Raw genomic sequence first — 22,934 nt, forward strand, 5'->3', positions numbered from 1 at the left:
AAAGAGCCTTCTAAAACAGTTCTGGCCTTCCGAAAAAATAGCCTTGAGAATAATCAATTCCCATATCGCGCACTATTTTATAAATTGCTTCATTCTCAACAAACTCGGCAACGGTGGTTAAGCGCTGTTTTTTAGCAAAAAGTATCATTGTCTCGACAATATGCTGGTTGACTTGGTTATTTTGAATATTTTTAATCAAACTGCCATCAATTTTAAGAATATCAGGCTCATACGAAAGCAGTCGTTCAAAGTTGGAGTAGCCTGTTCCAAAATCGTCAATAGCAATTTTAACGCCTTTGCTTTTGACCTTTTTGATAAATTGCTTGACCATTAAAAAATCTTTGATGTCTTCACTCTCTAACAGTTCAAAAATGATGCGATGCGCTTCATCTTCATGCTGGGTCAACAAGCTGTCAATGTAATCTGTAATCTCATCACGCTCAATATCGTGAACAGAGAGGTTAATAGAGATGGAAGCTTCAGGAATTTTAGCAAGTGTAGCAAATGAGTTTTCCAAAACAATTTTGGTGATTTTGGAATAATAACGCCCTTTTTTTGCCGTTTCTAAAAAATAGAATGGTGTTAAAAGGTGCCCATCCTCAGTTACAAGACGCACTAAGGATTCATATTTTTCGATTTTTTGGGTTATATTGTTTACGATTGGCTGAAAATACGAGATAATTTTGCGATTGTCAATCGCTGTTTTGATCATATGAATCGTCTCGATATTTTTGAGAGCATTGTCATACTCAATGCCAGAAAGCCCATCGGCATAGACGATAGATTGTTTGTTTTGTATAGCATTTTCAATACCGATTTTTGCATCTTCAAAAATTTTATAAATGCCATAGGTAAAGCTACAAATCGCAGAGATGTCATACTCAATGGCGTCAATTTTGACAATATACTCTTTGACATTAGCTAAAAACTGCTCCAGTACGGCGTGAATTTCCTCTTTGCTTGCGCGACAATTTCGCCGATCAATCGCAAAAGCATAAAGACCATTTTCAAGATGATACACTCTTTGAAAACCCCATCGATTGGGCATCAAATAAAGCATGTTCTTTCCAAAAGCATCTTCGATTTTTTCAACACTCGCTTTATCGTAAAACTTTTCCAAGATGGTGTAGTCTTCGATCTGAACTAAGATAAGTACTGAAAGACGGTTTGCTTCTAAAAAATCAAAAAGTTGCTTTTTATCGCTCATAATGGCAGTAATGTCATGTCGCAAAGAGATATATTCTTCAACATTTCCCAAAGGATTTAAAATGGGCTGAACGGTGGTTTTCACATAGTATGTATCACCATTTTTGGCGCGGTTTTTTACAATGCCTTGCCATGTCGTTTTATCTTCTTTGATAGTCTTCCAAAGATCACGAAAAGCAGATTTGGGCATATCTGGATGACGAATAATATTGTGTGATTTGCCAATGAGTTCCTCTTTTTTAAAGCCCGAAATTTGGCAAAACTTCTCATTGACAAATGTTATGACACCTTTAGGATCCGTTTTGGAGATAATGGAGCTGGTATTGGTAATGTTCTCATACTGTTTGAGCAAGAGCGCATTTTTTGCATTTTCGTAACGAAGGTGCAGTTTTTCAAGAACTTTTCCCAGTGTTTTAACCAACTGTTCAACACCCAAAGGTTTAAGCAAGTATCCATCGACTCCTGCTTCAATGGTTTGCGTGAGGTACTGTGATTCGTTATGCGCTGAGATCACAATGATGGCGACTTCTGGGTTGATGGCACGTATTTTTTCAATCATCTCAATGCCGTTTACGCGTGGCATCGTAATGTCTGTAATGACAAGATCGATTTTTTGATGGTGTGACGCATACAAACGTGCGCCATCTTCACCATCAAAGCCTACGATGACATCATTAAAAAATTCTGAAAAAAGGCTATTGGCAGCATCTCTTGCGAGCGGATCATCTTCAATGTAAAGAAGCGTCATCCCCTTGCTCATTTGTTTGAGTGATGCTATCTGCGTGCTCGACATTGCGTAGTCCCCCTATAGGTTGTCCAAATTTTACATGTGAAATTCCATCAACTTCAAGATTAATGGACTCTTTTTCAAAAAGCATAACGATGGTAGATCCCATTTCAAAATGTCCAAGTTCCTCTCCTTTTGAGAGGTGAAGGTTGTTGTAAAAATAACATTGTTGGAGGCTTGCTTTGGCATTGGTTTGGATGGTTTTATCAAACGTAAATGCCATTTTTCCGACGTTAAGTGCACCTACGAAAATCATATAAAAAAGTTTATTGTCTTTTGTATAGCATTCTAACACAACACGTTCATTTTCAACAAAAAGACCTTGAACCTTTTTTAACCATTTCACGTTAACAGGATAGAGCTTACCGGGAATATGGACGGCTTTAGTGACCCGCATATCAATAGGCGTATGGTAACGATGGTAGTCACGAGGAGAGAGGTAAAAATTTACAAAATCACCTTCATCCAAACGATCTTTTTCTGCTTTGGAAATGTAATCACCCAAAAGGCTTCTGACATCGTACGAAAATCCTTTAATTTGCAGTGCAAGACTATTCTCAATTTTTCCATAAGCACTGATGAGGCTATCACACGGAGAAATAACGGTTTTTTCATTAATGTTAAAAAGGCGGCGACTCTTAAAACGTCTGGTAAAAAGCGCGTTAAGGCTTTTGTAAGAACTCGCTTCTTCAAATTCCATCAAATCAACTTTCATCATTGATGTGTAGGTTTGATTGATGGTGCGTTGTATTGTGCTTGGAAACTCTTTAGATGCAAAAGCACCAAAAAGACGAGACGCAATAGAACTTTTAAAGTTAGGGTAGCGTTGCATAGGACTCTTTTGTTTAACTTTTTTCGTGCTTTAAAGAGGATGAAAAAAGTCATGGGATTTTATAAAGAATAGATTATACCAAATGAAATAAGTTTTTTGTTGTTCAAAGAGCATACAGGTTAAAATTATGCTAGGATTTTATCTTTTATTATTTAGATTTTTTTAAAAAAAGGACAAATGAGCGATGGAAAAAGTGACAGGTTTTTGGCAGCGTTTTGTACAGTTTATTACCTTTGTGAATCTTCCGATTCGTAAGAAATTTCTTCTTTTTGAACTAGGAACATTTTTTTGGTTTATGATTATTGGCTGTGTTGCTGTCGCATCGCTTAGTTTTATACACTATCGTTACTCTCAAATTACGCAAACCACACTTCCTTATATGAAAGTCGTTTTTACTATTCAACCAGAGCTTTCTTCTTTGGAGCGTATGATCAATGGCAAAGAGGTCGATAACAATTTTTTGATTGTAAAAGGGCCCATTACTCAAATGAAAAATAGGCTTTCCGAGTCGTTGATGAATGGTCAAAAAAGTAACATTACGGGCAATGTTTTTGAGATGATTATCCAATCTTTATCCAAAGATGACACGGAAAGTGTGCGTGCCCTTCAAGCCATTTCGAATGAGATCAATGCCATGGATGAGATGGTACTCTCTGTACAAAAAAAACGAGGTACGGTGGTTGCCTCTGATATTGAAAAAATGAAAGAATTTTTGGCTTTACATGTAGAGACAACTCAAGAGATAACACAAGAGCTTTCCAACCGCATCAATGGGCTTTATCAAGGGTACAGCCAGCAAGTGAGCAACACCATCCGATTTTCTATCAATACCATGGCTGTGGTGATTGTATTTGCTATTATTTTATTGATGCTTTTTACAAGATGGCTTAGAGAGGCATTTTCCCGCCCCATCGAGTCGATGATCCATCAAATACACTCCATCGGTACGGGCGAGGTAGATTTGAGTAAAAAACTCAAAATCAGATCCAAAGATGAGATAGGCACACTCTCCAAAGAGTTCAACAAACTGGTCGATACCGTCTATGGCGTTACCGTTTTCAAAAAAGTCATTGAAGAGGACAGCTCACTTGAAGTAGTTTACACAAGGCTGGGTGAAGTTTTTGAAAAAGAGGCAGGCATACGAAATTACCGCATTTTTGATGTCAATGCTGCCAAAGGTACAATGAGTGTTGTGTATCCGCATATGAGTGATGAAAAAGAGTTTTTAGTCTGTAATGAAGAGATACAACACAACTGCACCCTATGTCGTGCTCAAAAAACGGGGCATAAAGTCTCCTCTTTTGAATATGAGGGTGTGTGTAGAGAGTTTATACATGAAGGTGGCAAAAAACATGTGTGTGTTCCACTCATTGTCTCAGGTCATGCGGGCGCTGTTGTGCAGTTTGTGTTCGATAAAGAAGAAGTTGACCGCGTCAATGAAAAGATATTTAAAGCGGAGAGTTACATCAAACATTCACTTTCCGTTATTGAGACAAAGCGGTTGATGAACACGCTTCGTGAATCTTCACTGGTCGATGGTCTCACAGGACTTTACAACCGTCGCTTCTTGCAAGATCACAGCAATCAAATCATCGCAAGCACGCTCAGACGTAAAAAACAGATCAGTCTTTTAATGTGTGACATGGACTACTTTAAGCAAGTTAATGATAAATATGGTCATGACGTTGGTGACAGCGTTTTAAAAGAGACATCGCACATCTTGAAAAAGTGTGTGAGAGAGTCAGACATTGTGATTCGTTTTGGCGGTGAAGAGTTCTTAATTTTGCTCATCGACACCGAGGTTGATTACGGTGTAAAAGTCGCTGAGAAGATTCGCCTAGCGGTGGAAGAGTTTAACTTCAAAACAACCGATGGTATTCTTAAAAAGACCATCAGTATGGGCATTAGCGACTTCCCTCACGATACAGATGGCTTCTGGCAGGCGATTAAATTCGCTGATGTAGCGCTCTATAAAGCCAAAGAGAGTGGACGTAACCGTTGTTTACGTTTCACAAAAGAGCTTTGGGATCAAAAAGCAAATTTTTAAAAAAGGTATTTATGTTTAACGAGTTTATCACCGAGCCTAAAATGCTCCAAAACCTCAATGATTTGGGCTATGTTTCTATGACACCGATTCAAAAAGAGTGTATTCCTTTAGCCCTTGCGGGTCGTGACCTTGTTGCCAAAGCTAAAACGGGTAGTGGAAAGACTGCTGCGTTTGGATTGCCGCTTTTGATGGCATTGAATGTTAACTCTATGCGCATCCAATCAGTCGTACTTTGCCCCACGCGTGAGCTTGCCGAACAAGTGAGTGCAGAGCTAAGACGTTTGGCTAGATTTGCTCATAACATCAAAATCGTCACCCTATGTGGCGGTGCTCGTTTTGTGCCACAGTGCATCAACCTAGAGCATGGTGCGCACATTGTGGTTGGAACACCGGGGCGTATATTGCAACATTTACAAGAAAAAACCATCAACTTTGAACATATCAAAACGCTCGTTCTCGATGAAGCCGACCGCATGCTCGACATGGGCTTTTACGAGGACATTGAGAAGATCATCTCTAAAATGCCAAGTAAACGTCAAACTTTGCTGTTTTCGGCAACTTTCCCCAAAGAGATCGAGCGTATGTGCAACGAAGTGCAAACCGATGCCATTCGCATCAGCATCGAAGAAGAAGCACACACTTCACCGAACATTACGCAAGTATGTTATACCGTAGAGCCACGCGAAAAAGAAGTGGCACTCAAAGGCGTTTTACTGGAAAGCGATGCCAAGTCGGTCATCATCTTTTGCAAAACGAAAATCGGGGTTGCCGAACTTCAAGGCTATCTTTTAGATGAGGGTTTTGATGCGCTCTCATTACATGGTGATCTTGAGCAGATCGATCGTGATGAACACCTGCTTCTCTTTGCCAACGGCAGTGCCCAAATCCTCGTAGCGACCGATCTTGCCTCTCGTGGGCTGGATGTCAAAGATGTGGAGATGGTCATCAACTACGAACTGCCTCAAACGATGGAAATCTACACCCACAGAATTGGTCGAACAGGACGCATGGAAAAAGAAGGCATGGCAGTCAGCTTTGTCACACCACGAGAAGAGGGCTTCTTTGAAGAGCTCACAGAGGCAAATTTTGCCTTTACATGTAAATCCATAGGCGACTTAGACACAAAACTTTTCAAGCCTAAAAAAGCCCTTTACATCACGCTCTGCATTGACGCAGGCAAAAAGCATAAAATGCGTGCAGGTGACATCCTCGGAACGCTGACCAAAGACTTAGGCCTCGAAGCGAAATTCATCGGTAAAATCGACATCTTAGAGAAGTTTTCTTACGTCGCTATAGCGCGCGAATATGCCGATAAAGCGTTTGATGGACTCAATGCCACGACGATTAAAAACAGACGGTTTAAGATATGGAAGTTGGGGTAAAAAGCATGGAAGAGAAAGAAGTAAAAAACGAAAAAATCCTAAATTTCAGATCAAATCAAAATAAGCCTTCTTTACAAACAATTTTAACGATTGTTGGGCTTGGCTTAACAATCATTGCATATATTATTGGAAAAGCTTATTATGATTCTTATATGAGATACTTTGGGTTGAATAGCAATTTCTTTCCTCTATCAATTCAAGACATTTATTTTTATTCCTATATCGCTGCTTTACATGGATTTTCAGGGCTAAATGAGATTGTACAACGCAATATGTTGTCTATTGTTATAAGTGCAGCACTCGTCATAGGAATAATGGTTTTCTTTGCATTACGTCCTAAAAATGAAAAATCTATATTGGTCAATTTTCCATTTTTAGACAAAATATTTTCATCTACTAAAGTGAAATTCTTTACACAACTACTGACGACAACATTTGCTGGAGTCTACCTTTTTACGTTGTTTATATATGTCTTAACACTGTTCTTAATGTTTGTATTGTATTTGTATATGGGACCACAGTCAGTAGGTGAAAAAATTGCTGCCAAAACAATAAATGAATATCATGAACACGGTTGCTATATACCAAAAAATAGTCAAGCAAATATTTGTATACAAATTTTGGACAAAGATAGTCAAGAAGTAGCAAAAGGTGTTCTGATAGCTTATGATAACGATAAAATCGCATTTTTTAATGATAAAGGAAGTCAAATTATTACATTTCCAACAGATGGAAAAATAATTGTAGACCTTAATATAACAAAATAAAAGCGGAAGAGAGCTTACCCTCTCACCGTCTTCAACCAATTATAAATCGTAGCCTTCGAAACATTTAAAACCGAGCAAATATACCCAACAACATTGCGAATGGCGAAAATGCCTTCACTTTCCAAGAAGATGACCAACTCTTTTTTATCGTCATTTGAAAGACCTGAGAGGGCAATGTTTTTACTGCTTAAGTATTTTTCTATCGTTTCATCCGTATGTTCTCTCCAGCTTTGGGAAAAAAGTACCGATGGTTTAGGCGCAGAGTCGTTGACATGTAAAAAGCCTTTGAGCGACTCAAAGAGCGTTTCTATCGGTTCCGTATTGTAATTAATGCAAATCATCCCGATGGGTTTTTCTTCCACGTCTCGCACGATGATGCTCACAGCTTTTAGGCGTTTGCCTTCACTGCTGGTTTTATCATATGGTCCGACCCAGTTCTCTTTGATGCTGTTTAGGTCTTTGAGTTCGCTAATCATCGCATCACCCACGCGACGTTTGGAGAAAGCATTGACAATGTGAACGAGTTTTTTAGCTTCCAAGTCGTGCATGACGACTTCAACATTGGGGTAAAACAGTTTGCCGATGGCATCGCACAAGGCGACATAAGGTTTAAGTTCTTTTTTCATGTGGAAATCATAACACAACTTTTGAAAAATTATATTGATAAAGTGTCTAAATTAGACTATAATTCTAAAAATTACCACAAGGAATGAACATGGCAATAGGTTTTATCGGACTAGGAAATTTAGGCTCAGCCATTGCAAAACGCTTAACGAGTATGGGTGAAGAGGTCATCGTTTGGAATCGAACACGTACCAAAGCAGAAGCCAAAGGGTTTGTGTGTGAAAGCTCACCCAAAGTTTTGATGGAGAAGTGTGATACTGTGCTTATGTGTCTGTTTGACTCTGATGGTGTACGAAATGTTTTAACGATGGAAAATGGACTTTTAAGTGCAAACCTCAAAGGCAAAACCATCATCGACCTTACGACCAACCACTTCAACGATGTGATTGAGTTTCACGCTATGGTTGAAAAACAGGGTGGCAATTACCTCGAGTCACCTGTTTTAGGCAGTGTCGTACCTGCGAGCAAAGGTGAATTGACCGCCGTTTGTGCAGGCCGTGAGAGTGTCTTTCTTACATGTAAACCACTTCTTGAGAAATTTGCTTCAACGATTTTCCATCTCAAAGAGGCTGGATTTGCGGCAAAAATGAAGCTGATTAACAACCTTTGTTTGGGTTCATTTATGGCGACCATTGCGGAGTGTACGGCACTAGGTGAAGCATGTGGCATCGATAAAAAAGAGCTTTTAGAGATTTTAGGAGCAGGTGGCGGAAAGTCACTGGTGCTGGCTGCTAAAACACAAAAGCTCATTGATGAAGACTTTAGTCCACATTTTAGCACGGCGGCGATCACCAAAGATTTGCATTGTCTGCAAGACTTGGCGTACAGCCTCAACCGCCCACTTTACACCGCAAGTGTCACCAAAGAGCTCTTTTCCAAAATGAAAATGATGGGAAAAGGCGATGAGGACTTTAGTTCCATTTACCAACTTTTTAAAGTGTGACATATACGGGCGTTTTACATGTAAAAACGCCTACTCTCCCCATACTCTCTCGTAAAGTCTTATCCTATCCACGTTTCTCTTTGTAAAAATCATTGCTTTTTTCGTCAGACTAGAGCACTTCGTTTACTTCATTTAATACAAAATTAACAGTTGCTTTATATATTAAATATATTCTTAAAGGGGGTAGTTAATGAATAAAAACAAAGTATTTTTATCAATAGTACTTTGTTCAAATTTGCTGTATGCTGATGAGGTTGTTGGGCACAATCAAACAGTAATCGAATTAGAACAAATTAGCGTTGTGGGCATTGCTGAATCGCAAGAGCCTTTAAAAGTGATCACGGATCCAAAAAATCCAATACAACCCATTCCTGCGAGTGATGGTGCGGATTATTTAAAAAATATACCAGGATTTTCTGTCATCCGAAAAGGTGGCACCGATGGTGACCCAGTTTTAAGGGGTATGTCAGGATCACGCGTTGGTATTTTGATAGATGGGCAAGAAATTTATGGTGGCTGTGGCGGCAGAATGGATCCACCAACAGCGTATATTTTCCCCGAAGCTTATGATCAAGTAACCGTCATCAAAGGACCTCAAACGGTACTCAATGGTTCAGGCTTTTCAGCAGGAACGGTTCAATTTGAGAAAAAAGTAAAACACTATACTGATCCAGACTACAATCTGTATTCATCCTTCAAACAAGGCAGTTTTGGTAGAAGCGATCAATTTGTTGATGTAAGTGGTGGTGTTAGCGAAGGTTACGCTCAAATGATCGCTACACGTTCTCATTCCAATAATTATAAAGATGGCAATGGCGACACGGTTAATTCCGAATATACCCGATGGAATACAGGTTTAACCGTAGGTTTTACACCAAATGATAACACTGTTATAGAACTCTCAGCATCAAAGGGTGATGGCGAAGCAAAATATGCCGATAGAACGATGGATGCATCTAAACTGGAGAGAGAAAATTTAAGTTTGAAAGTGATTGAATATGACTTGGCAGACAATGTCGAGCAATTGGAATTTCAAGCGTACCATAACTATGTCGATCATATTATGGATAACTATACGTTAAGAAGTGCGCCTGTAGTCATGGGAAGTCAAAAATACTCTGCAATGAATCCAGATAGAACAACTGAGGGTGGAAAAATAAAACTTACAACGACCATTCCTAATCTCAATGCCACAAATATTACAGGGATCGACTTTAAAAAAGACGAACATACAGGGCGTTCTGCTATGATGAGAGCTTCAGCAAGTGCTGCTGATGATGCTATGTTTGCATCTCCTCGTGTTACGGATTTTGATTTTAAACAAATGGGTATCTTTGATGAGAGTACCTTTAAGCTAGATGATCATCAAAAAATTATTACTGGGTTAAGAGTCGATAAACACGAAGTAACGGATAAACGAGCCACTTTTGGTATGTTAACCATTGCCAATCCTAACTATTTGCATAAAGATGAAGCGACGCTTACCAGTGGTTTTGCACGTTATGAAAATAAAATAAACGATATGACCTACTATGTGGGTGTTGGGTATAGTGAACGATTTCCAGATTATTGGGAAAGAACGGTTTACAATTTAGAATCAAATGCAGCAAGGGCATTTATTCCACAACCTGAAAAAACAAATCAGCTTGATATAGGAACGCATTGGAGCAGTGGAAATGTATTTGGATCGTTGTCGGCATTTTATAGCAAAGTCGATGATTATATTCAAACCAGATGGCTTGGTACCAATGGTAAGCCTTTAACTGTTCCTTATGGCATGGGAACTACGTCGTACTCAAAAGTTACCAATGTTGATGCTACACTCTATGGTGGAGAGATGGAGCTTGGCTACAAAATCACACCAAATTATAAAGTACTTAGTGCTTTATCGTATGTGCATGGTCAAAATGATACAGAAAATAAACCATTGGCGCAACAACCACCATTAGAGTTAAAACTATCGGCGATGTATGAGGACAATATCTACGCTGCAGGTGTTCTTGCTAGGTTTGCTACCAAACAAGATAGATACGATGTGGGTAATGGAAATATCGTAATGATGGGCATGGATACGGGTGAAACTCCGGGTTTTGCAGTTTTTTCTGTAAATGGTAGCTATAAATACAGTAAAAACGTTATTTTCTCTGCTGGTATCGATAATATTTTTGATAAAGCCTATGCGGAGCATTTAAGTAGAACGGATCCAATTAGTTCACTTGTTGGCTACACAGGAGAAGAAAAAATTAAAGAACCTGGTAGAAATTTTTGGCTTGAAGTGAAAATAAAGCTCTAAAATAGGGAGTATCTCCAATCAAGACACGCTATGAGAAATTTAATTTTCTCATAGCAAATCAACCATTCTTATTCATTATTCAAATTGCATATACGCTTTTTGAATTTTGTGCTATACTTTTGTCAAATTTTCTTAAAGGAGACCCGATGGCAACTTTTATATCCCATCAAACCATATACCAACCTCAGACAATAGCGCAATTTTCTAACGCATCTGTCCTCGTCGTCCTCCTCCTGAAGCTCCGTTAATACTTCACACTCACCCTTTTATTTTTCATTGTTGATTTTTAAATTGGCTTTTTAGCCCTGAGGATACCTCTACCTAATTAGCACAATTTTCATCATTTTGCATTGTTGTTTTTCTGGCAAAGTACCAGATTTTATGCCTAATTCAAGGCAAATATGAGCATTTTGGCTCATTATAATAATCATATAAGGATATTTTTATGCAAACGGCACAAACTTTTAAAAAATACAAACCATACCCATTAGTTCATTTAACGCACCGCGAGTGGGCGAGTAATATTATTACTGGAGCCCCTATTTGGGTTAGTACAGACTTACGCGATGGCAATCAAGCGTTGATTGAGCCGATGAATGCGACCAAAAAATTGGCATATTTTCAAAAATTGGTGGAGATGGGTTTCAAAGAGATTGAGATCGCGTATCCTAGTGCATCGCAAATGGATTTTGACTTTTGTCGTACATTGATCGAGCAAAACTTGATTCCTGAGGATGTTCGTGTTGCGGTATTGATGCCTTCCATCGAGAAACACATCAAACGTACTTTTGAAGCGATGAGAGGGGCTAGAAAAGTAACAATGCACCTTTATAATCCCACAGCGGACAATCAACGTAAAGTGGTTTTTAATAAAAGTAAAGAGGAGATCATTACCTTAGCATTAGAAGGTACACGTATCATCAAAGAAGAGGCGGCAAAATTCAAAGGTGATGTGATGTTTCAGTATTCACCTGAAAGCTTTTCACAAACGGAATTAGAGTTTGCGCGCGATGTGGTAAATGCAGTTATCAGTGAGTGGATGCCAACCAGAAATGCACCGATGGTTATCAACTTGCCGAACACCTTAGAGGCATGTACACCGAACATCTATGCCGATAGAATCGAGTGGATGAGCAAACAGATGTTGGAGCGCGATGCCGTAATATTGAGTGTTCACCCGCACAATGACAGAGGTACAGCCGTAGCCAGTGCTGAGATGGCGATTTTAGCGGGAGCGCAAAGAGTTGAGGGGACATTGATGGGCAATGGCGAGAGAGCGGGCAATGTTGATTTGATTACGTTGGCGTTCAATCTTTATTCACAAGGGATTGACCCGATGTTAGACATTTACAACATCGATACGATTTTGCAGGAGATCATCACATTGACACACAGTACCATTCCTCCCCGTCACCCTTATATAGGTTCGATGATTTACACGGCTTTTTCGGGCACGCATCAGGATGCAATAAAGAAGGGCATGGAGTATCAGGTGGCGGCGTTAGATGGCTATTGGCACGTACCGTACCTTATAATTGACCCAAAGGATATCAAGCGGGATTATCGTGATGTAGTGCGCATCAATTCGCAGTCGGGTAAAAGTGGCGTGGCGTATGTTTTAAAAGAGTTTTATGGCATTGAAACGACCAAAAATATGCAAATCGAAATTGCGTTGGAAGTTCAAAAATTGTGTGATGAAAAAGGCATTGAGGTCAATGCCGAGGAGATTTTTAAAGTCTTTAGGCAGATGTGTAAACTTTAAGATCTAAAAAGAAAAAACGATGCATCAAAAATGGCAAGCACAGGATGATGCATCAAATTTAAAAGGGCAGAGTATTACTGCCCTTCTATAGGGCTTTATGTTAGAGAAGAAGCAATACTAATCCTAAAACGATGATAATTCCAACAGCTCCAAAATCGAGCCATTTAAAGACTTTTGAAAACTTTGTTTTTGAGCTATTTCTTGCTTTGGTGCTTACGACTGCAGTTAAGGCTATGACAAATCCCATGCCAAGGCTCATAAAAACAGCACTTAAAAAGCCAATAAAATAAAGCTCTAACGAGATCGAAAATAAAAAAATGGTAATGGTTCCAGGGCAGGGGACAATGCCTGCGGATAGAATAAGCGCAAATTCACTACTGTTATGATTTTTACAGCTTGCGCACGAACAAGAAGAAAGCGGTGGATGTGTGCCCCATTGTGGCTGTTTTTTGAGGTTTTTATAATGTTTCATTTTTTGGATGAAAAAGTACAAACCCAGCCCAAGAATCATAAGCCCCGATATTTTCGTCGCAAAGGTTGCTATGTTGATGATAGCAACTGAAAAAAGCGTTTTGAAAATAAAATACCCAATCATCGTGACAAGAAATGCTGAAAAAGTATGAACTGCCGCAATGAGCAAAGCCACCAAGAGAGCATTCTTATAGCTTTTGTCATTGGCTAAAAAGTAGGATGCTACAAGTGTCTTACCATGCCCTGGTCCAGAGGCATGAACAAAGCCATATGCAAAAGAGATTGCTAAGAGGATTAAAATAGGTAAAAAACTGTCTCCATTTTTAATCTGCATAAGAAGTTCACCCAGTTGAACAGACAGACTCTGCAACAGGTGGGATAAGTATGCAATGATAACATTGGTTTGCTGTTCATTTGTTCCAGATAAAAGGTTCATTTTTTGATCTCATACGATATGGTGTTAACAACAGACATAGTGTTTTGAAGAATTTTAAATCCAAAACTTTTGCTGATGGTGAAATCTGTTTTGTTATCAAAAGTGATGTTCTCTGGGGTGTGAAAAAAAGCCAACGAGCGGGTGGAATCAAAAAAATAATAGACAAGTTTTGATGCATCCTTGATAGGTGCATTTAATTCAATATCGAAAGCATACTGCACCATTTTGTTGTTTATTTCTGCGGTAAAATTCTTAACGGTAAAAGCTTGCATGGGTATATCATTGAGTGTAATGATGCTCATAAAATGCGGTTTTTCTGCTTTTTCTAAAATGTCAAACATCGCATGTGTTTCTTCCTCTTCAAAACGTGCATTTTTGTTCGTGTCATAAAGGCTTATCAGTTGTGCTGAAAGCGTTTCATCAAATTTCCAAACAACCTCTATTTTTTGAATAGCATTGTTTGTAAAGAGGGTATGTGTTGAAACATTGATAAGCGATGCCAAACTGCCACCACACAGAGCACACGCACTTGCCACTGAAACCAGAAAAGAGAGACAAAATACACTTTTTAACATTTTAAGCCTTTTATTTTTAGAGGTGTCTTAGTCGAAATTTAAAATTTTGAAATATCCAGTTTGATGTAATTTGTTGTCGCCATAATTTCTGGAATGACTTTAATGCCATTGTCTTTTCGCGTTTTAAACTGGGTCGTGTTGATGATGCTTGTATGGTCAATATTTTCTAAAAAAACCATTGTTCTGGCTGAATCAATAAAGACTATTTCGACGGTGTTCTTATCTTGAAGTGCATAGTTTAATGGAATTTCAAATCTAATCGTTACCAGTTTATTTTCAAGAAATATATCAAAATTTTTGGCTTCAACATGAGTGCTTTTCCCATTGATTTGAATAGAAGTCATAAAAGAGGGCTTTTGGTATTGCTCTAAAGAATCATAGATTTTGAGTTGATCTGAGGGTTGCATCTGCTTTTCAATATGATAAAGCTTTACAATCTCCGCAGAGGTACTAGCGCTAAATTGCCATGTCACTTCTATTTTTTGCAGTTGTTCTTCTGCCACATAAGCTTTAATAGAGGCTTGTACAAAAGAGACTTTGTTATTGTTGCATAATGCACAAGCATGGGCAAAATTAAAAAAAATAAATAGCGTACATAAAATTTTGAACATGGATCAATAACCCTTATTTGCAGAGTCTAGAGTATGTATGGCTAGGCACTAAAATATATGGTGTCTTTTAGGCTGTCTCGAATGGCAAGAAACTCATCTTTAGTATCCAAAAAGAGATCGACTAATTTGGGGTCGAAGTGTTCTTCTCGCTCTTTTCTAAAAAAGTCAAAAACAGCCTCATCTTCCCATGCTTTTTTATAACAGCGGTCATGGCTGAGCGCATCAAAAACATCTGCGATAGCGACAATACGGGCATAAATATGAATATTTGCTCCAGAGATGTTTAGAGGATAGCCTGTACCATTGTATTTTTCATGGTGCTCTTTTGCGATAATTGCCGCTGCTTGCAAGAGGGGGCGTGAAGAGTTTTGAAGAATGGTGTAGCCTAGCATTGCATGTGTACGCATGATTTCCCACTCTGCATCATCCAGTTTACCCGGTTTCAGCAAGATAGCATCAGGAATGCCGACTTTACCAATATCATGCATTGGCGAAGCCGTAGCTATGAGATCAGCTTCTTGTTTATCAAACCCTAATTTAAGGGCGAGGAGGCGAGAGTACTCGGCTACACGTCTGACGTGGTTTCCTGTCTCTTTACTTCTGCTCTCCGCGATTTCGCCCATACGGTAAATGACTTCTTGTTGGGTAGATTCTATCTCTTCATGCAATTTTATAATCTCAGTGATCTCTCTACGTATCGCCATGTATTCAAGTGGATTTCCCACTTTGTCTAAAATAGGCAAAATAGTAGAGTTAACCCAATAAGCAGTGCCATCTTTTTTTTGATTTTTAAAGACGCCTTTCCAGACTTTTCCTGCTTTAAGTGTTGCCCATAAGTCAGTAAAAACATCATTTGGTGTATCTTTATGCCGAATAATACTGTGGTTTTTACCCAGTACTTCTGCCTCAGTATAACCTGTTGTCGTGTAAAAATTGGTATTGGCAAAGGTAATGTTACCATCCAAGTCTGTACGCGTTAGAATGGTACTGACATTGATAGCATTTTCATATTGTTTAAACATATGGTAGGCATCTTCAAAGCTCTCTTCTGAAATTTTGAGTTGTGTTTTGAGCGAGTCATGAATGTTATGTATGCTGGTAATGTCGGTTCGAATACTCATAAATTCAACGATAGTTCCATCTTGATCAATAATAGGATTTATGACAGCACTAACCCAATAGTGTGAACCATCTTTTCGTCGGTTTTTAACAATGCCTTCCCATGATTTACCCGCTTGTATCGTTTCCCAGAGATTTTGAAAAACAGCTTTGGGCATGTCAGGATGACGCACAAGATTATGTGGTTGTCCAAGAAGTTCTTCTTTTGTATAGCCTGAAATTTGACAAAATTTATCATTGACATACGTAATGAAGCCTTTTTGATTGGTTCTTGATACAATCGTACTTCTATCAACGGCATCTTTGTATTCTTGCAAAATAGTGTGCTGATAAAGGTTCTGTTTACTGGTACGCTCATAATCAATCCAAAAATCAATTTTTAAAAGCAACTCTTCTGCAATAAAGGGTTTAAGAAAAAATTCATTGGCGCCTTGTTTGATCAGTCTTCCTACGCCACTCGCATCATATTGTCCTGTCAAAATAAAAATGGGTGTCTTAGCACTCTGCTGATGTTTACGAAGTTCTATGAGGAGTGCTTCACCCGTTGTATCGGGGAGTTCTAAATCCAAGATAATAAGATCGAAAATTTTTTCATTAAAAAGTTCTCGGGCAGTTTTTCCGTCATTGGCAATGGAAACAGTGTAGTTGCGAGGTTGAAGCAATTCACTAATTTGACGGCAAATAAACCGTGAGTCATCCACCAATAAAATGGAGTAAGAAATGTTTTCTACAAGTGATTTCATAACAGTGTCAATTTCTTTGAATACAAAAGTCATAGGATCAGATTTGGAAAGATACCTTAAAACCCCATAGCGAAACCACTCATTTCTTCTGTCTTTATCTGTGTCTGAGGTGTAGACAATGATTTTTAACTTTTTAAAAATATCAAGATTTTTGAAGATCTCTTCACCCTCACCATCGGGAAGGTTAAGGTCAAGGATGATGAGGTCAAAAGAATGGTCTATAAGTGTATGAATAGCATCGTGAAGTGTGTGGGCAAGGGTTATGTGATAGCCTAAAGCAGAAAGCCCTTTTTTAAGTGCTTTCGAAAACATCATGGAATCTTCAATAATTAAAATAGAACCTTTTTCCAGTTCTAATTTGGGAACTTGAAGACCTTGTACCATGAATAATCCTCATAAAATAGATAATTGGTTAGATTATACATGATTAAAAATTATTTTTTGATGATGTCTGTCAATAACAGAAGAAGTCATAATGCATTAAGAAAAGAGAGCTTTTGGGGTAAAGCTCTCACATGATCTTAGAAAAGCTCTTTGATTTTTGTTTCCACTGTTTGAAGCATTGCTTTGCGCGTTACATCATCACTTGAAGAAATTCCTCCCAAGAAGAGATGCTCTAGTGTTTCAACACCACAAAAGCCAAAAATGCCTTCATCGGTTGTCTGTTTTAAGCTTTGTGTCATTCCCGAAGCATCGTAGTACATATTAGGCGTTCCATGTGTGGTAATCATAACACCTTTTTTACTTGCCAATAAGCCTTCAACCATGCCTTCTTTATTGTACTGGTAAGCAAAACCATACGCAAAAACGCGGTCGATGTAACCTTGTAAAATAGCAGGCAATCCTGTCCACCAAAGTGGGTAGATAAAGGTGATGGCATCGGCTTTTTTGATGTACTCTTGCTCAGTAGCAATATCTTCTGGCGTATGACCACTGCGTAATTCTTTAAAATCCTTTGGGCTAAGAACGGGGTTGAACCCAATGGCATAGAGGTCTCTTACGACAACGCTGTGACCTTTGCTCTCCAGTGCTGCAACAGCACTTTCTAAAATGGCATGATTGAAGCTATCCTCAAAGGGATGAGCATAAACGATAAGATGATTCATAATAACTCCTTTTAGTTTGATGTCTAACTATTTATGATTGAAAAAGCATTCAAAGTGCACGGGCGTATCGCACTCTTATTAAAACTACGACAAATTGTGCATGATTTTTTCCAAAATTGGATCAACCATATTTATCTCTGTCTCTGAAATACCCTGAAAAACTCTCTCATTCAAACTCTGCGAAATTTCTTGAAAGTCCTTCTGAAATGTTTTGCCTTGTTCGGTCAAACGTATGTAGGTTACGCGACTATCGGCATCACTTTTCTCTTTAAGCACATAGCCTAATGCAACCAGTTTATCGACCAGTACCGTAACGGTTGGTTTACTACGATGAATTTTCTCAGCCAATTCTTTCATGGTAATGTTCTCATAGATGTAAAGAAAGGACAATATACCCCCATGTGAAGGAACGATGCCATAGATGCCTCGTTTTTCAAGTTCTTGAATAATGAAGCGATGGGCTTTGTCTGAAATTCTGCTGATACGTGCAATGGTAATTCTTGTTTTCATGAGGAGCATTATAGTTAGATATCTAACTAAAGTCAAGAGGAAATAAATAAAAGAGGCATTATGGCTTTATATGTAAAGCCATAATGTAAGTTTGTAAGTGTAGTTTGAGCGGATGTTTAGGCAGTTTTGAATTGAGAGAGTGTCAGACTGAGTCCTTCGGAAAGCTTCGCCAAATGCTCAGCGGCAGAAGCTATCTCTTCCACACTTCTTGCATTTGAATTCGAAATAGTGCTGATATTTCGAATACGATCAATAACATTAATGGCTTTTTCACGACCTGCGTTGGCTTCTGTTGCTGTTTTGATGGCTACTTCTTTTGCATTACTCATATTTTTTACGGTAGTACGCATCAGCGTTTGTGTGGTGTCTGCTCTATCGCCGAGTTGTTGTATTTCTGTAGCACTTTTACGCATCATTTCAGAAGCCGTACTGACAGATTGAACGATAACAGCAACCGTTGCATTACTTTCAACAAGACTTTTTTGAGTACGTTCCGCAAGTTTTCGTACTTCATCTGCAACAACAGCAAATCCACGACCATGTTCACCTGCACGTGCGGCTTCAATAGCGGCATTGAGCGCTAAAAGGTTGGTTTGTTCCGCGATATCTGAGATAACAGAAAGTACTTGTTTAACTTGTTCAACATCTTGGTCAAGGTGTTCAAGTCTTCCCGAAAGGTCTGTTTGATGGATAACAACATTTTTCAACTCATCTGAAACGGAGAGCACTTCTTCTGAAGCGTTTTTAAGCTCATCTGAAACATTAGCAATGACATTTCCTGATTGGTTAGAACTGTGAGCACTTTGTTCTAAGATAGAGACAACAGCTTCGGTGGCTTGTGTGGTCTCTTCGATTTCTTTCGCAGAATTTTCTGTGCTCTTGCCAATGTGTAGGGATGTGCTTGAAAGCTCTTCGGCTACAGCCGCATTTTCATGTGCACTCTGTTTTGCTTCATCAATGGCTTTGGCAAGCTGTGCTAATAGATCGTTAAAAATAGTCATCATCTGTGCGATTTCATCATTGTCATTCGTTTCTATTTTATAATGCAAATCTTTGTTCTGAGCAATGTAAAAGCAGCCATCGGAGGCTTTTTGAATAGAGAGACGAATTTTGCTGATAATAAATAAAAAAAGTAATGTGACAATGATTGCTAAGATAGAAGATGTAAGGATACCTGTTGTTTTTGCTTTCTCTAAAATTGCAAATTCAGATTCTTGCACGTTTGTTGTAAGAAGATCAATCATCTCTTGAAGTTTGAAGTAGTGCTCTGCACCCTCATCACTCAGCTTTTTAAGAATTTGTCCATCTTTTGTCGTTAAAAACTCTGGGGCATGTGTTGTGTGGGTGTGTTCTTTGATGATTTTAAAACGTGTTTCATTTGCTGTTTTATAATTAATAGCCTCTTTTTTAATGTTTTCTAATAATGCTAATTGTGTAGCATCTGTCGTTGTTTTTTGAATTTCGCTAAGGTGTTCCATAAGGCCTTTATCTGTTTTGAAATAACCTTCAAAATTCTTGCTATCAAATGAAAGCTGATAACCCCTTGCATACGTTCCAAGCATGGCACTTAAAGAGCGAGCTTCACCTATAGAATCAATCTTATTTGCAACTTTTTGTGCACCGCTTGTATTTGAAACAAGTAGATAGGTTAAACTCCCTGTGGTGAGAAGAAAAATAAACAATAAAAATACCATTTTTGCCCGAATTGTTCTTAACATAGTAATACCTTTTGACTAAAATCTCATAAAGCTCATAGTATATAATTTCATGTATCATATTGCAATGTCCTATAGGACGTTGAAGTTAAATGGTTAGATGAGTAAACTCATGAAAATTAAAGTTAAATAGGTAGCGTTTTGGAAGATCATGTATAGTTGTAATGTTGAAAAATTACATGCAAAGATAAGAAATAACGTAAAATATTTACGAGAAAAAAAACATAAAAGTCAACTTGAAATGGCATTAGCCATCGGGCATTCTTCTTCTGCTTTTTATGCGAAAGCGGAAGTGGGTATACAGAAAAAAAAGTTTAATATTGAGCATTTATGCAAAATTGCTGAAGTGTTAGAAGTAGATATTGGGGAGTTTTTTAAAGATTTAGTTTTGGATTGAACAGAGGAAGAGGAACTTTATAGGTAAAGCTCCTCTGTTAGTATTAACCGATGTTGGTATAAACGGCTTGAACGTCGTCGTCGTCTTCAATTTTTTCGATGATTTTATCCACCTCGACCATTTGCTCTTCACTAAACGTGACAGGGTTATTGGCGATGCGTTCTAAGTTTGCTTTGGTTAGGGCAATGCCTAGACGATCAAACGCTGCATTGAGGGTACCAAAGTTGGTGTAGTCTGCATACACAAGCACGACGCCTTCTTCTTCCTCGATCTCTTCCAATCCTGCGTCAATAAGCTCAAGCTCTAACTCTTCGATGTCCATGTCTGCTGTCTTTGCAAACTCAAAAACTGCTTTGCGTGAGAACATAAATTCGAGTGAGCCATTGTTAACCATCTCACCACCAGCTTTTTTGAATGCACTTTTGATGTTCGCTACGGTTCTTGTGTTATTGTCTGTTGCGCATTCAACAAAAAAGAGTGAACCGTGTGGTCCTTTGCCTTCAAAAGTAACTTCACTCAGGGTTTGTGCATCTTTGCCAAGCGCTCTTTTAATCGCCGCATCAATATTGTCTTTAGGCATATTCTCAGCTTTTGCGTTGAGGATCGCTGTTCGGAGTTTTGCATTACTCTCAGGGTCTCCACCGCCTTCTTTAGCCGCCATCATGATCGTACGGCCCAGTCTTGGAAATACGCGAGACATATTTCCCCATCGTTTCATTTTTGATGCTTTTCGGTATTCAAACGCTCTTCCCATAGGGGTTAATTCCTTCGTATGTATTCTTAATAGTGCATTATTATAGCTTGTTTATACCTTGTTTAAAATAAGAGTTTTTTCTATAATGAGACCAATAGTTCACTTAAAAATGGAGAATGTATGGAAAATCTCAAAAAAATCTATAAAAAACATGGCTTTGAGCTTATTTGTGTTCCCACACAAGAAGAAGCACTCAGTGTTGCGATGAGTTTCATTAAACCAAACATGAGCATAGGTTTTGGCGGTTCAACAACGGTCAAGCAAATAGGGCTTTATGATTATGTTACATCTCGTAAAGATATTACTCTTTACAATCAATATGAAGCAGGCATTAGTATGGAAGAAAACAGCGATCGCAGACACAAAGGCATCCTTGCGGATCTTTACATTACAAGCACCAATGCACTGACAAAAAACGGGGAACTTGTGAATGCCGATGGTAGCGGGAATAGAGTGGCTGCACAGATTTTTGGGCCTAAAAAAGTGCTCATCATCGCTGGCATTAACAAGTTGGTTGAAAATGTGGAAGAGGGCTTTAACCGTATTCGTGATGTGGCAAGTCCAAAGAACATTGAGCGTATGAATAACCTCGCGATCAGTCTGGGCAAAGAGCCACGCCATAATATGAATAATATTGGTAGAAAATTTTCTTACATAAATGGCGATGATGAGGGGCGCACGACGATTATTTTAGTTGACGATGAACTGGGCTATTAAGATGTTTCTATAAGAAGCATTTTAGCGCTAAACGTTTAAATGTGTGACATTTTTAGATTTTCCAAGGAATTTTGCATTAAAGTGAGATCATAAGAAGTTTATTGTTGAGGGAACGTTAGAATAAAACACTCTCTCAACAAGAGTTTTTACACAAATGCAAATCATTTACTTAATAGGAGAAATCGATGAGAAAATCACTTTTAGCGGGCGCTATGGTCGTGTGTCTTGGGGCATCCGTCTATGCGACAGAGTTTATCAATGTTCTCACAGGGGGAACAAGCGGCATTTACTATCCTTTGGGTGTCGCACTTTCGCAGATGTATGCTAAAGCTATTCCTGATTCTAAAACGGCGGTTCAAGCAACCAAAGCCAGTGTTGAAAATCTTAACCTTCTTCAAGCAGGACGCGGTGAAGCTGCGATTTCTTTGGGCGATTCGCTCTCTGATGCATACAAAGGCAATACAGAGGCAGGCTTTAAAGCACCTCTTTCAAAACTTCGTACCATTAGTGCACTCTATCCAAATTACATTCACTTTGTTGCTGCTGCGGATTCTGGCATTAAGTCATTTGCTGACATTAAAGGCAAACGCATCTCTGTGGGTGCACCAAAATCTGGAACAGAACTCAATTCAAGAGCAATTCTTGCCGCCGCAGGACTTAGCTACAAAGACTTTTCTAAAGTTGAGTACCTCTCTTATGCTGAGTCTGTTGAGCTTATGAAAAACAGACAACTTGATGTAACACTGCTCTCCTCTGGTGCAGGCGTTGCAGCCCTTCGTGATCTTGCAACTTCTCAAAAAGTGGTTTTCTTGAGCATTTCAGAAGATATTGTTAAAAAAATTGACGATCCTGCGTACCAAGTGGGCATCATTCCTGCCAATACTTATGAAGGTCAAACCGCTGATGTTAAAACGGTTTCGGTTCAAAACTTCCTTGTCACACACTCTGGCGTATCTGAACAAACGGTCTATACCATGACCAAAACGATGTTTGAGAACTTAGATCAGATGGTTGCTGCACATGCTGCGGCTAAAGGCATTAACCTTGCAAATGCAGCGAAAAATCCTCCAGCACCACTGCATCCAGGGGCTGAGAGATATTATAAAGAGATGGGAATTCTAAAATGAGACAAAGCCC

Annotated in this window: 20 protein-coding genes; 9 read left to right on the plus strand and 11 right to left on the minus strand. The window is 38.8% G+C overall.

The window, feature by feature from the left end; genetic code table 11:
* Positions 1 to 10: 10 nt before the first annotated feature.
* The gene (locus tag V7Q04_RS04070) at positions 11 to 1,999 is read right to left on the minus strand and encodes an EAL domain-containing protein (protein ID WP_333803628.1); all 1,989 of its coding nucleotides are present in this window, start codon (positions 1,997 to 1,999) and stop codon (positions 11 to 13) included.
* Positions 1,935 to 2,825 (minus strand): phosphatidylserine decarboxylase, encoded by an 891-nt coding sequence (locus V7Q04_RS04075; protein ID WP_333803629.1) that lies wholly within the window; start codon positions 2,823 to 2,825, stop codon positions 1,935 to 1,937. The genes V7Q04_RS04070 and V7Q04_RS04075 overlap by 65 nt, the downstream gene beginning before the upstream one ends.
* A gap of 184 nt (positions 2,826 to 3,009) precedes the next feature.
* Between V7Q04_RS04075 and V7Q04_RS04080 the strand changes: the two genes are divergently transcribed.
* The 3 genes from V7Q04_RS04080 to V7Q04_RS04090 are packed head-to-tail and all read left to right on the plus strand — an operon-like array spanning position 3,010 to position 7,021.
* Positions 3,010 to 4,872, plus strand: a complete 1,863-nt coding sequence (locus V7Q04_RS04080) for a diguanylate cyclase (RefSeq protein WP_333803630.1) — start codon at positions 3,010 to 3,012, stop codon at positions 4,870 to 4,872.
* Between the two features lie 11 nt (positions 4,873 to 4,883).
* Complete coding sequence (gene dbpA, locus V7Q04_RS04085) at positions 4,884 to 6,254, plus strand: ATP-dependent RNA helicase DbpA (RefSeq protein ID WP_333803631.1); 1,371 nt, start codon at positions 4,884 to 4,886, stop codon at positions 6,252 to 6,254.
* A complete protein-coding gene (locus tag V7Q04_RS04090) occupies positions 6,239 to 7,021 on the plus strand; it encodes a hypothetical protein (RefSeq protein WP_333803632.1) in 783 nt (260 codons plus the stop codon). The genes dbpA and V7Q04_RS04090 overlap by 16 nt, the downstream gene beginning before the upstream one ends.
* Positions 7,022 to 7,035: 14 nt before the next feature.
* On the opposite strand, the gene V7Q04_RS04095 is transcribed toward V7Q04_RS04090, so the two are convergent.
* A complete protein-coding gene (locus V7Q04_RS04095; protein ID WP_333803633.1) occupies positions 7,036 to 7,647 on the minus strand; it encodes a helix-turn-helix transcriptional regulator in 612 nt (203 codons plus the stop codon).
* Positions 7,648 to 7,736: 89 nt separating this feature from the next.
* On the opposite strand from V7Q04_RS04095, the gene V7Q04_RS04100 reads away from it, so the two are divergent.
* The 3 genes from V7Q04_RS04100 to V7Q04_RS04110 all read left to right on the plus strand — a co-directional run bounded on the left by V7Q04_RS04100 (position 7,737) and on the right by V7Q04_RS04110 (position 12,643).
* Entirely contained in the window at positions 7,737 to 8,588 is an 852-nt protein-coding gene (locus V7Q04_RS04100) for an NAD(P)-dependent oxidoreductase (RefSeq protein ID WP_333803634.1), read from the plus strand.
* A gap of 190 nt (positions 8,589 to 8,778) precedes the next feature.
* On the plus strand, positions 8,779 to 10,881 hold the full coding sequence (locus V7Q04_RS04105) for a TonB-dependent copper receptor (protein WP_333803635.1): 2,103 nt from the start codon (positions 8,779 to 8,781) through the stop codon (positions 10,879 to 10,881).
* Between the two features lie 445 nt (positions 10,882 to 11,326).
* A complete protein-coding gene (locus V7Q04_RS04110; protein ID WP_333803636.1) occupies positions 11,327 to 12,643 on the plus strand; it encodes a 2-isopropylmalate synthase in 1,317 nt (438 codons plus the stop codon).
* Between the two features lie 100 nt (positions 12,644 to 12,743).
* Here the strand turns inward: V7Q04_RS04110 and V7Q04_RS04115 are convergent, their stop codons facing one another.
* The 7 genes from V7Q04_RS04115 to V7Q04_RS04145 all read right to left on the minus strand — a co-directional run bounded on the left by V7Q04_RS04115 (position 12,744) and on the right by V7Q04_RS04145 (position 19,932).
* Positions 12,744 to 13,550, minus strand: coding sequence for a nickel/cobalt transporter (locus V7Q04_RS04115; protein ID WP_333803637.1), 807 nt, complete (start codon positions 13,548 to 13,550; stop codon positions 12,744 to 12,746).
* The gene (locus V7Q04_RS04120) at positions 13,547 to 14,125 is read right to left on the minus strand and encodes a DUF1007 family protein (RefSeq protein WP_333803638.1); all 579 of its coding nucleotides are present in this window, start codon (positions 14,123 to 14,125) and stop codon (positions 13,547 to 13,549) included. Before V7Q04_RS04120 ends, V7Q04_RS04115 begins: the two co-directional genes overlap by 4 nt.
* 38 nt (positions 14,126 to 14,163) lie before the next feature.
* A complete protein-coding gene (locus V7Q04_RS04125; protein ID WP_333803639.1) occupies positions 14,164 to 14,736 on the minus strand; it encodes a hypothetical protein in 573 nt (190 codons plus the stop codon).
* Positions 14,737 to 14,777: 41 nt separating this feature from the next.
* Positions 14,778 to 16,982: a response regulator gene (locus tag V7Q04_RS04130; protein ID WP_333803640.1), complete on the minus strand. Its 2,205-nt coding sequence runs from the start codon at positions 16,980 to 16,982 to the stop codon at positions 14,778 to 14,780.
* A gap of 137 nt (positions 16,983 to 17,119) precedes the next feature.
* The gene (locus tag V7Q04_RS04135) at positions 17,120 to 17,704 is read right to left on the minus strand and encodes an NAD(P)H-dependent oxidoreductase (RefSeq protein ID WP_333803641.1); all 585 of its coding nucleotides are present in this window, start codon (positions 17,702 to 17,704) and stop codon (positions 17,120 to 17,122) included.
* Between the two features lie 84 nt (positions 17,705 to 17,788).
* Positions 17,789 to 18,214 carry a MarR family winged helix-turn-helix transcriptional regulator gene (locus V7Q04_RS04140; protein WP_333803642.1) on the minus strand — a complete coding sequence of 142 codons (426 nt, stop codon included), beginning with the start codon at positions 18,212 to 18,214 and terminating at the stop codon, positions 17,789 to 17,791.
* A gap of 116 nt (positions 18,215 to 18,330) precedes the next feature.
* A complete protein-coding gene (locus V7Q04_RS04145; protein WP_333803643.1) occupies positions 18,331 to 19,932 on the minus strand; it encodes a methyl-accepting chemotaxis protein in 1,602 nt (533 codons plus the stop codon).
* A 148-nt stretch (positions 19,933 to 20,080) separates the two neighbouring features.
* Between V7Q04_RS04145 and V7Q04_RS04150 the strand changes: the two genes are divergently transcribed.
* A complete protein-coding gene (locus V7Q04_RS04150) occupies positions 20,081 to 20,326 on the plus strand; it encodes a helix-turn-helix domain-containing protein (protein ID WP_333803644.1) in 246 nt (81 codons plus the stop codon).
* A 43-nt stretch (positions 20,327 to 20,369) separates the two neighbouring features.
* Here V7Q04_RS04150 and V7Q04_RS04155 read toward each other — a convergent pair whose 3' ends face one another.
* The gene (locus V7Q04_RS04155; RefSeq protein ID WP_333803645.1) at positions 20,370 to 21,080 is read right to left on the minus strand and encodes a YebC/PmpR family DNA-binding transcriptional regulator; all 711 of its coding nucleotides are present in this window, start codon (positions 21,078 to 21,080) and stop codon (positions 20,370 to 20,372) included.
* A gap of 120 nt (positions 21,081 to 21,200) precedes the next feature.
* Between V7Q04_RS04155 and V7Q04_RS04160 the strand changes: the two genes are divergently transcribed.
* Positions 21,201 to 21,797 (plus strand): lactate utilization protein, encoded by a 597-nt coding sequence (locus V7Q04_RS04160; protein ID WP_333803646.1) that lies wholly within the window; start codon positions 21,201 to 21,203, stop codon positions 21,795 to 21,797.
* A gap of 185 nt (positions 21,798 to 21,982) precedes the next feature.
* Complete coding sequence (locus V7Q04_RS04165) at positions 21,983 to 22,924, plus strand: TAXI family TRAP transporter solute-binding subunit (protein WP_333803647.1); 942 nt, start codon at positions 21,983 to 21,985, stop codon at positions 22,922 to 22,924.
* Positions 22,925 to 22,934: the final 10 nt, after the last annotated feature.

This window comes from Sulfurospirillum sp., from assembly GCF_036802865.1.
Taxonomy (GTDB): Bacteria; Campylobacterota; Campylobacteria; order Campylobacterales; family Sulfurospirillaceae; genus Sulfurospirillum.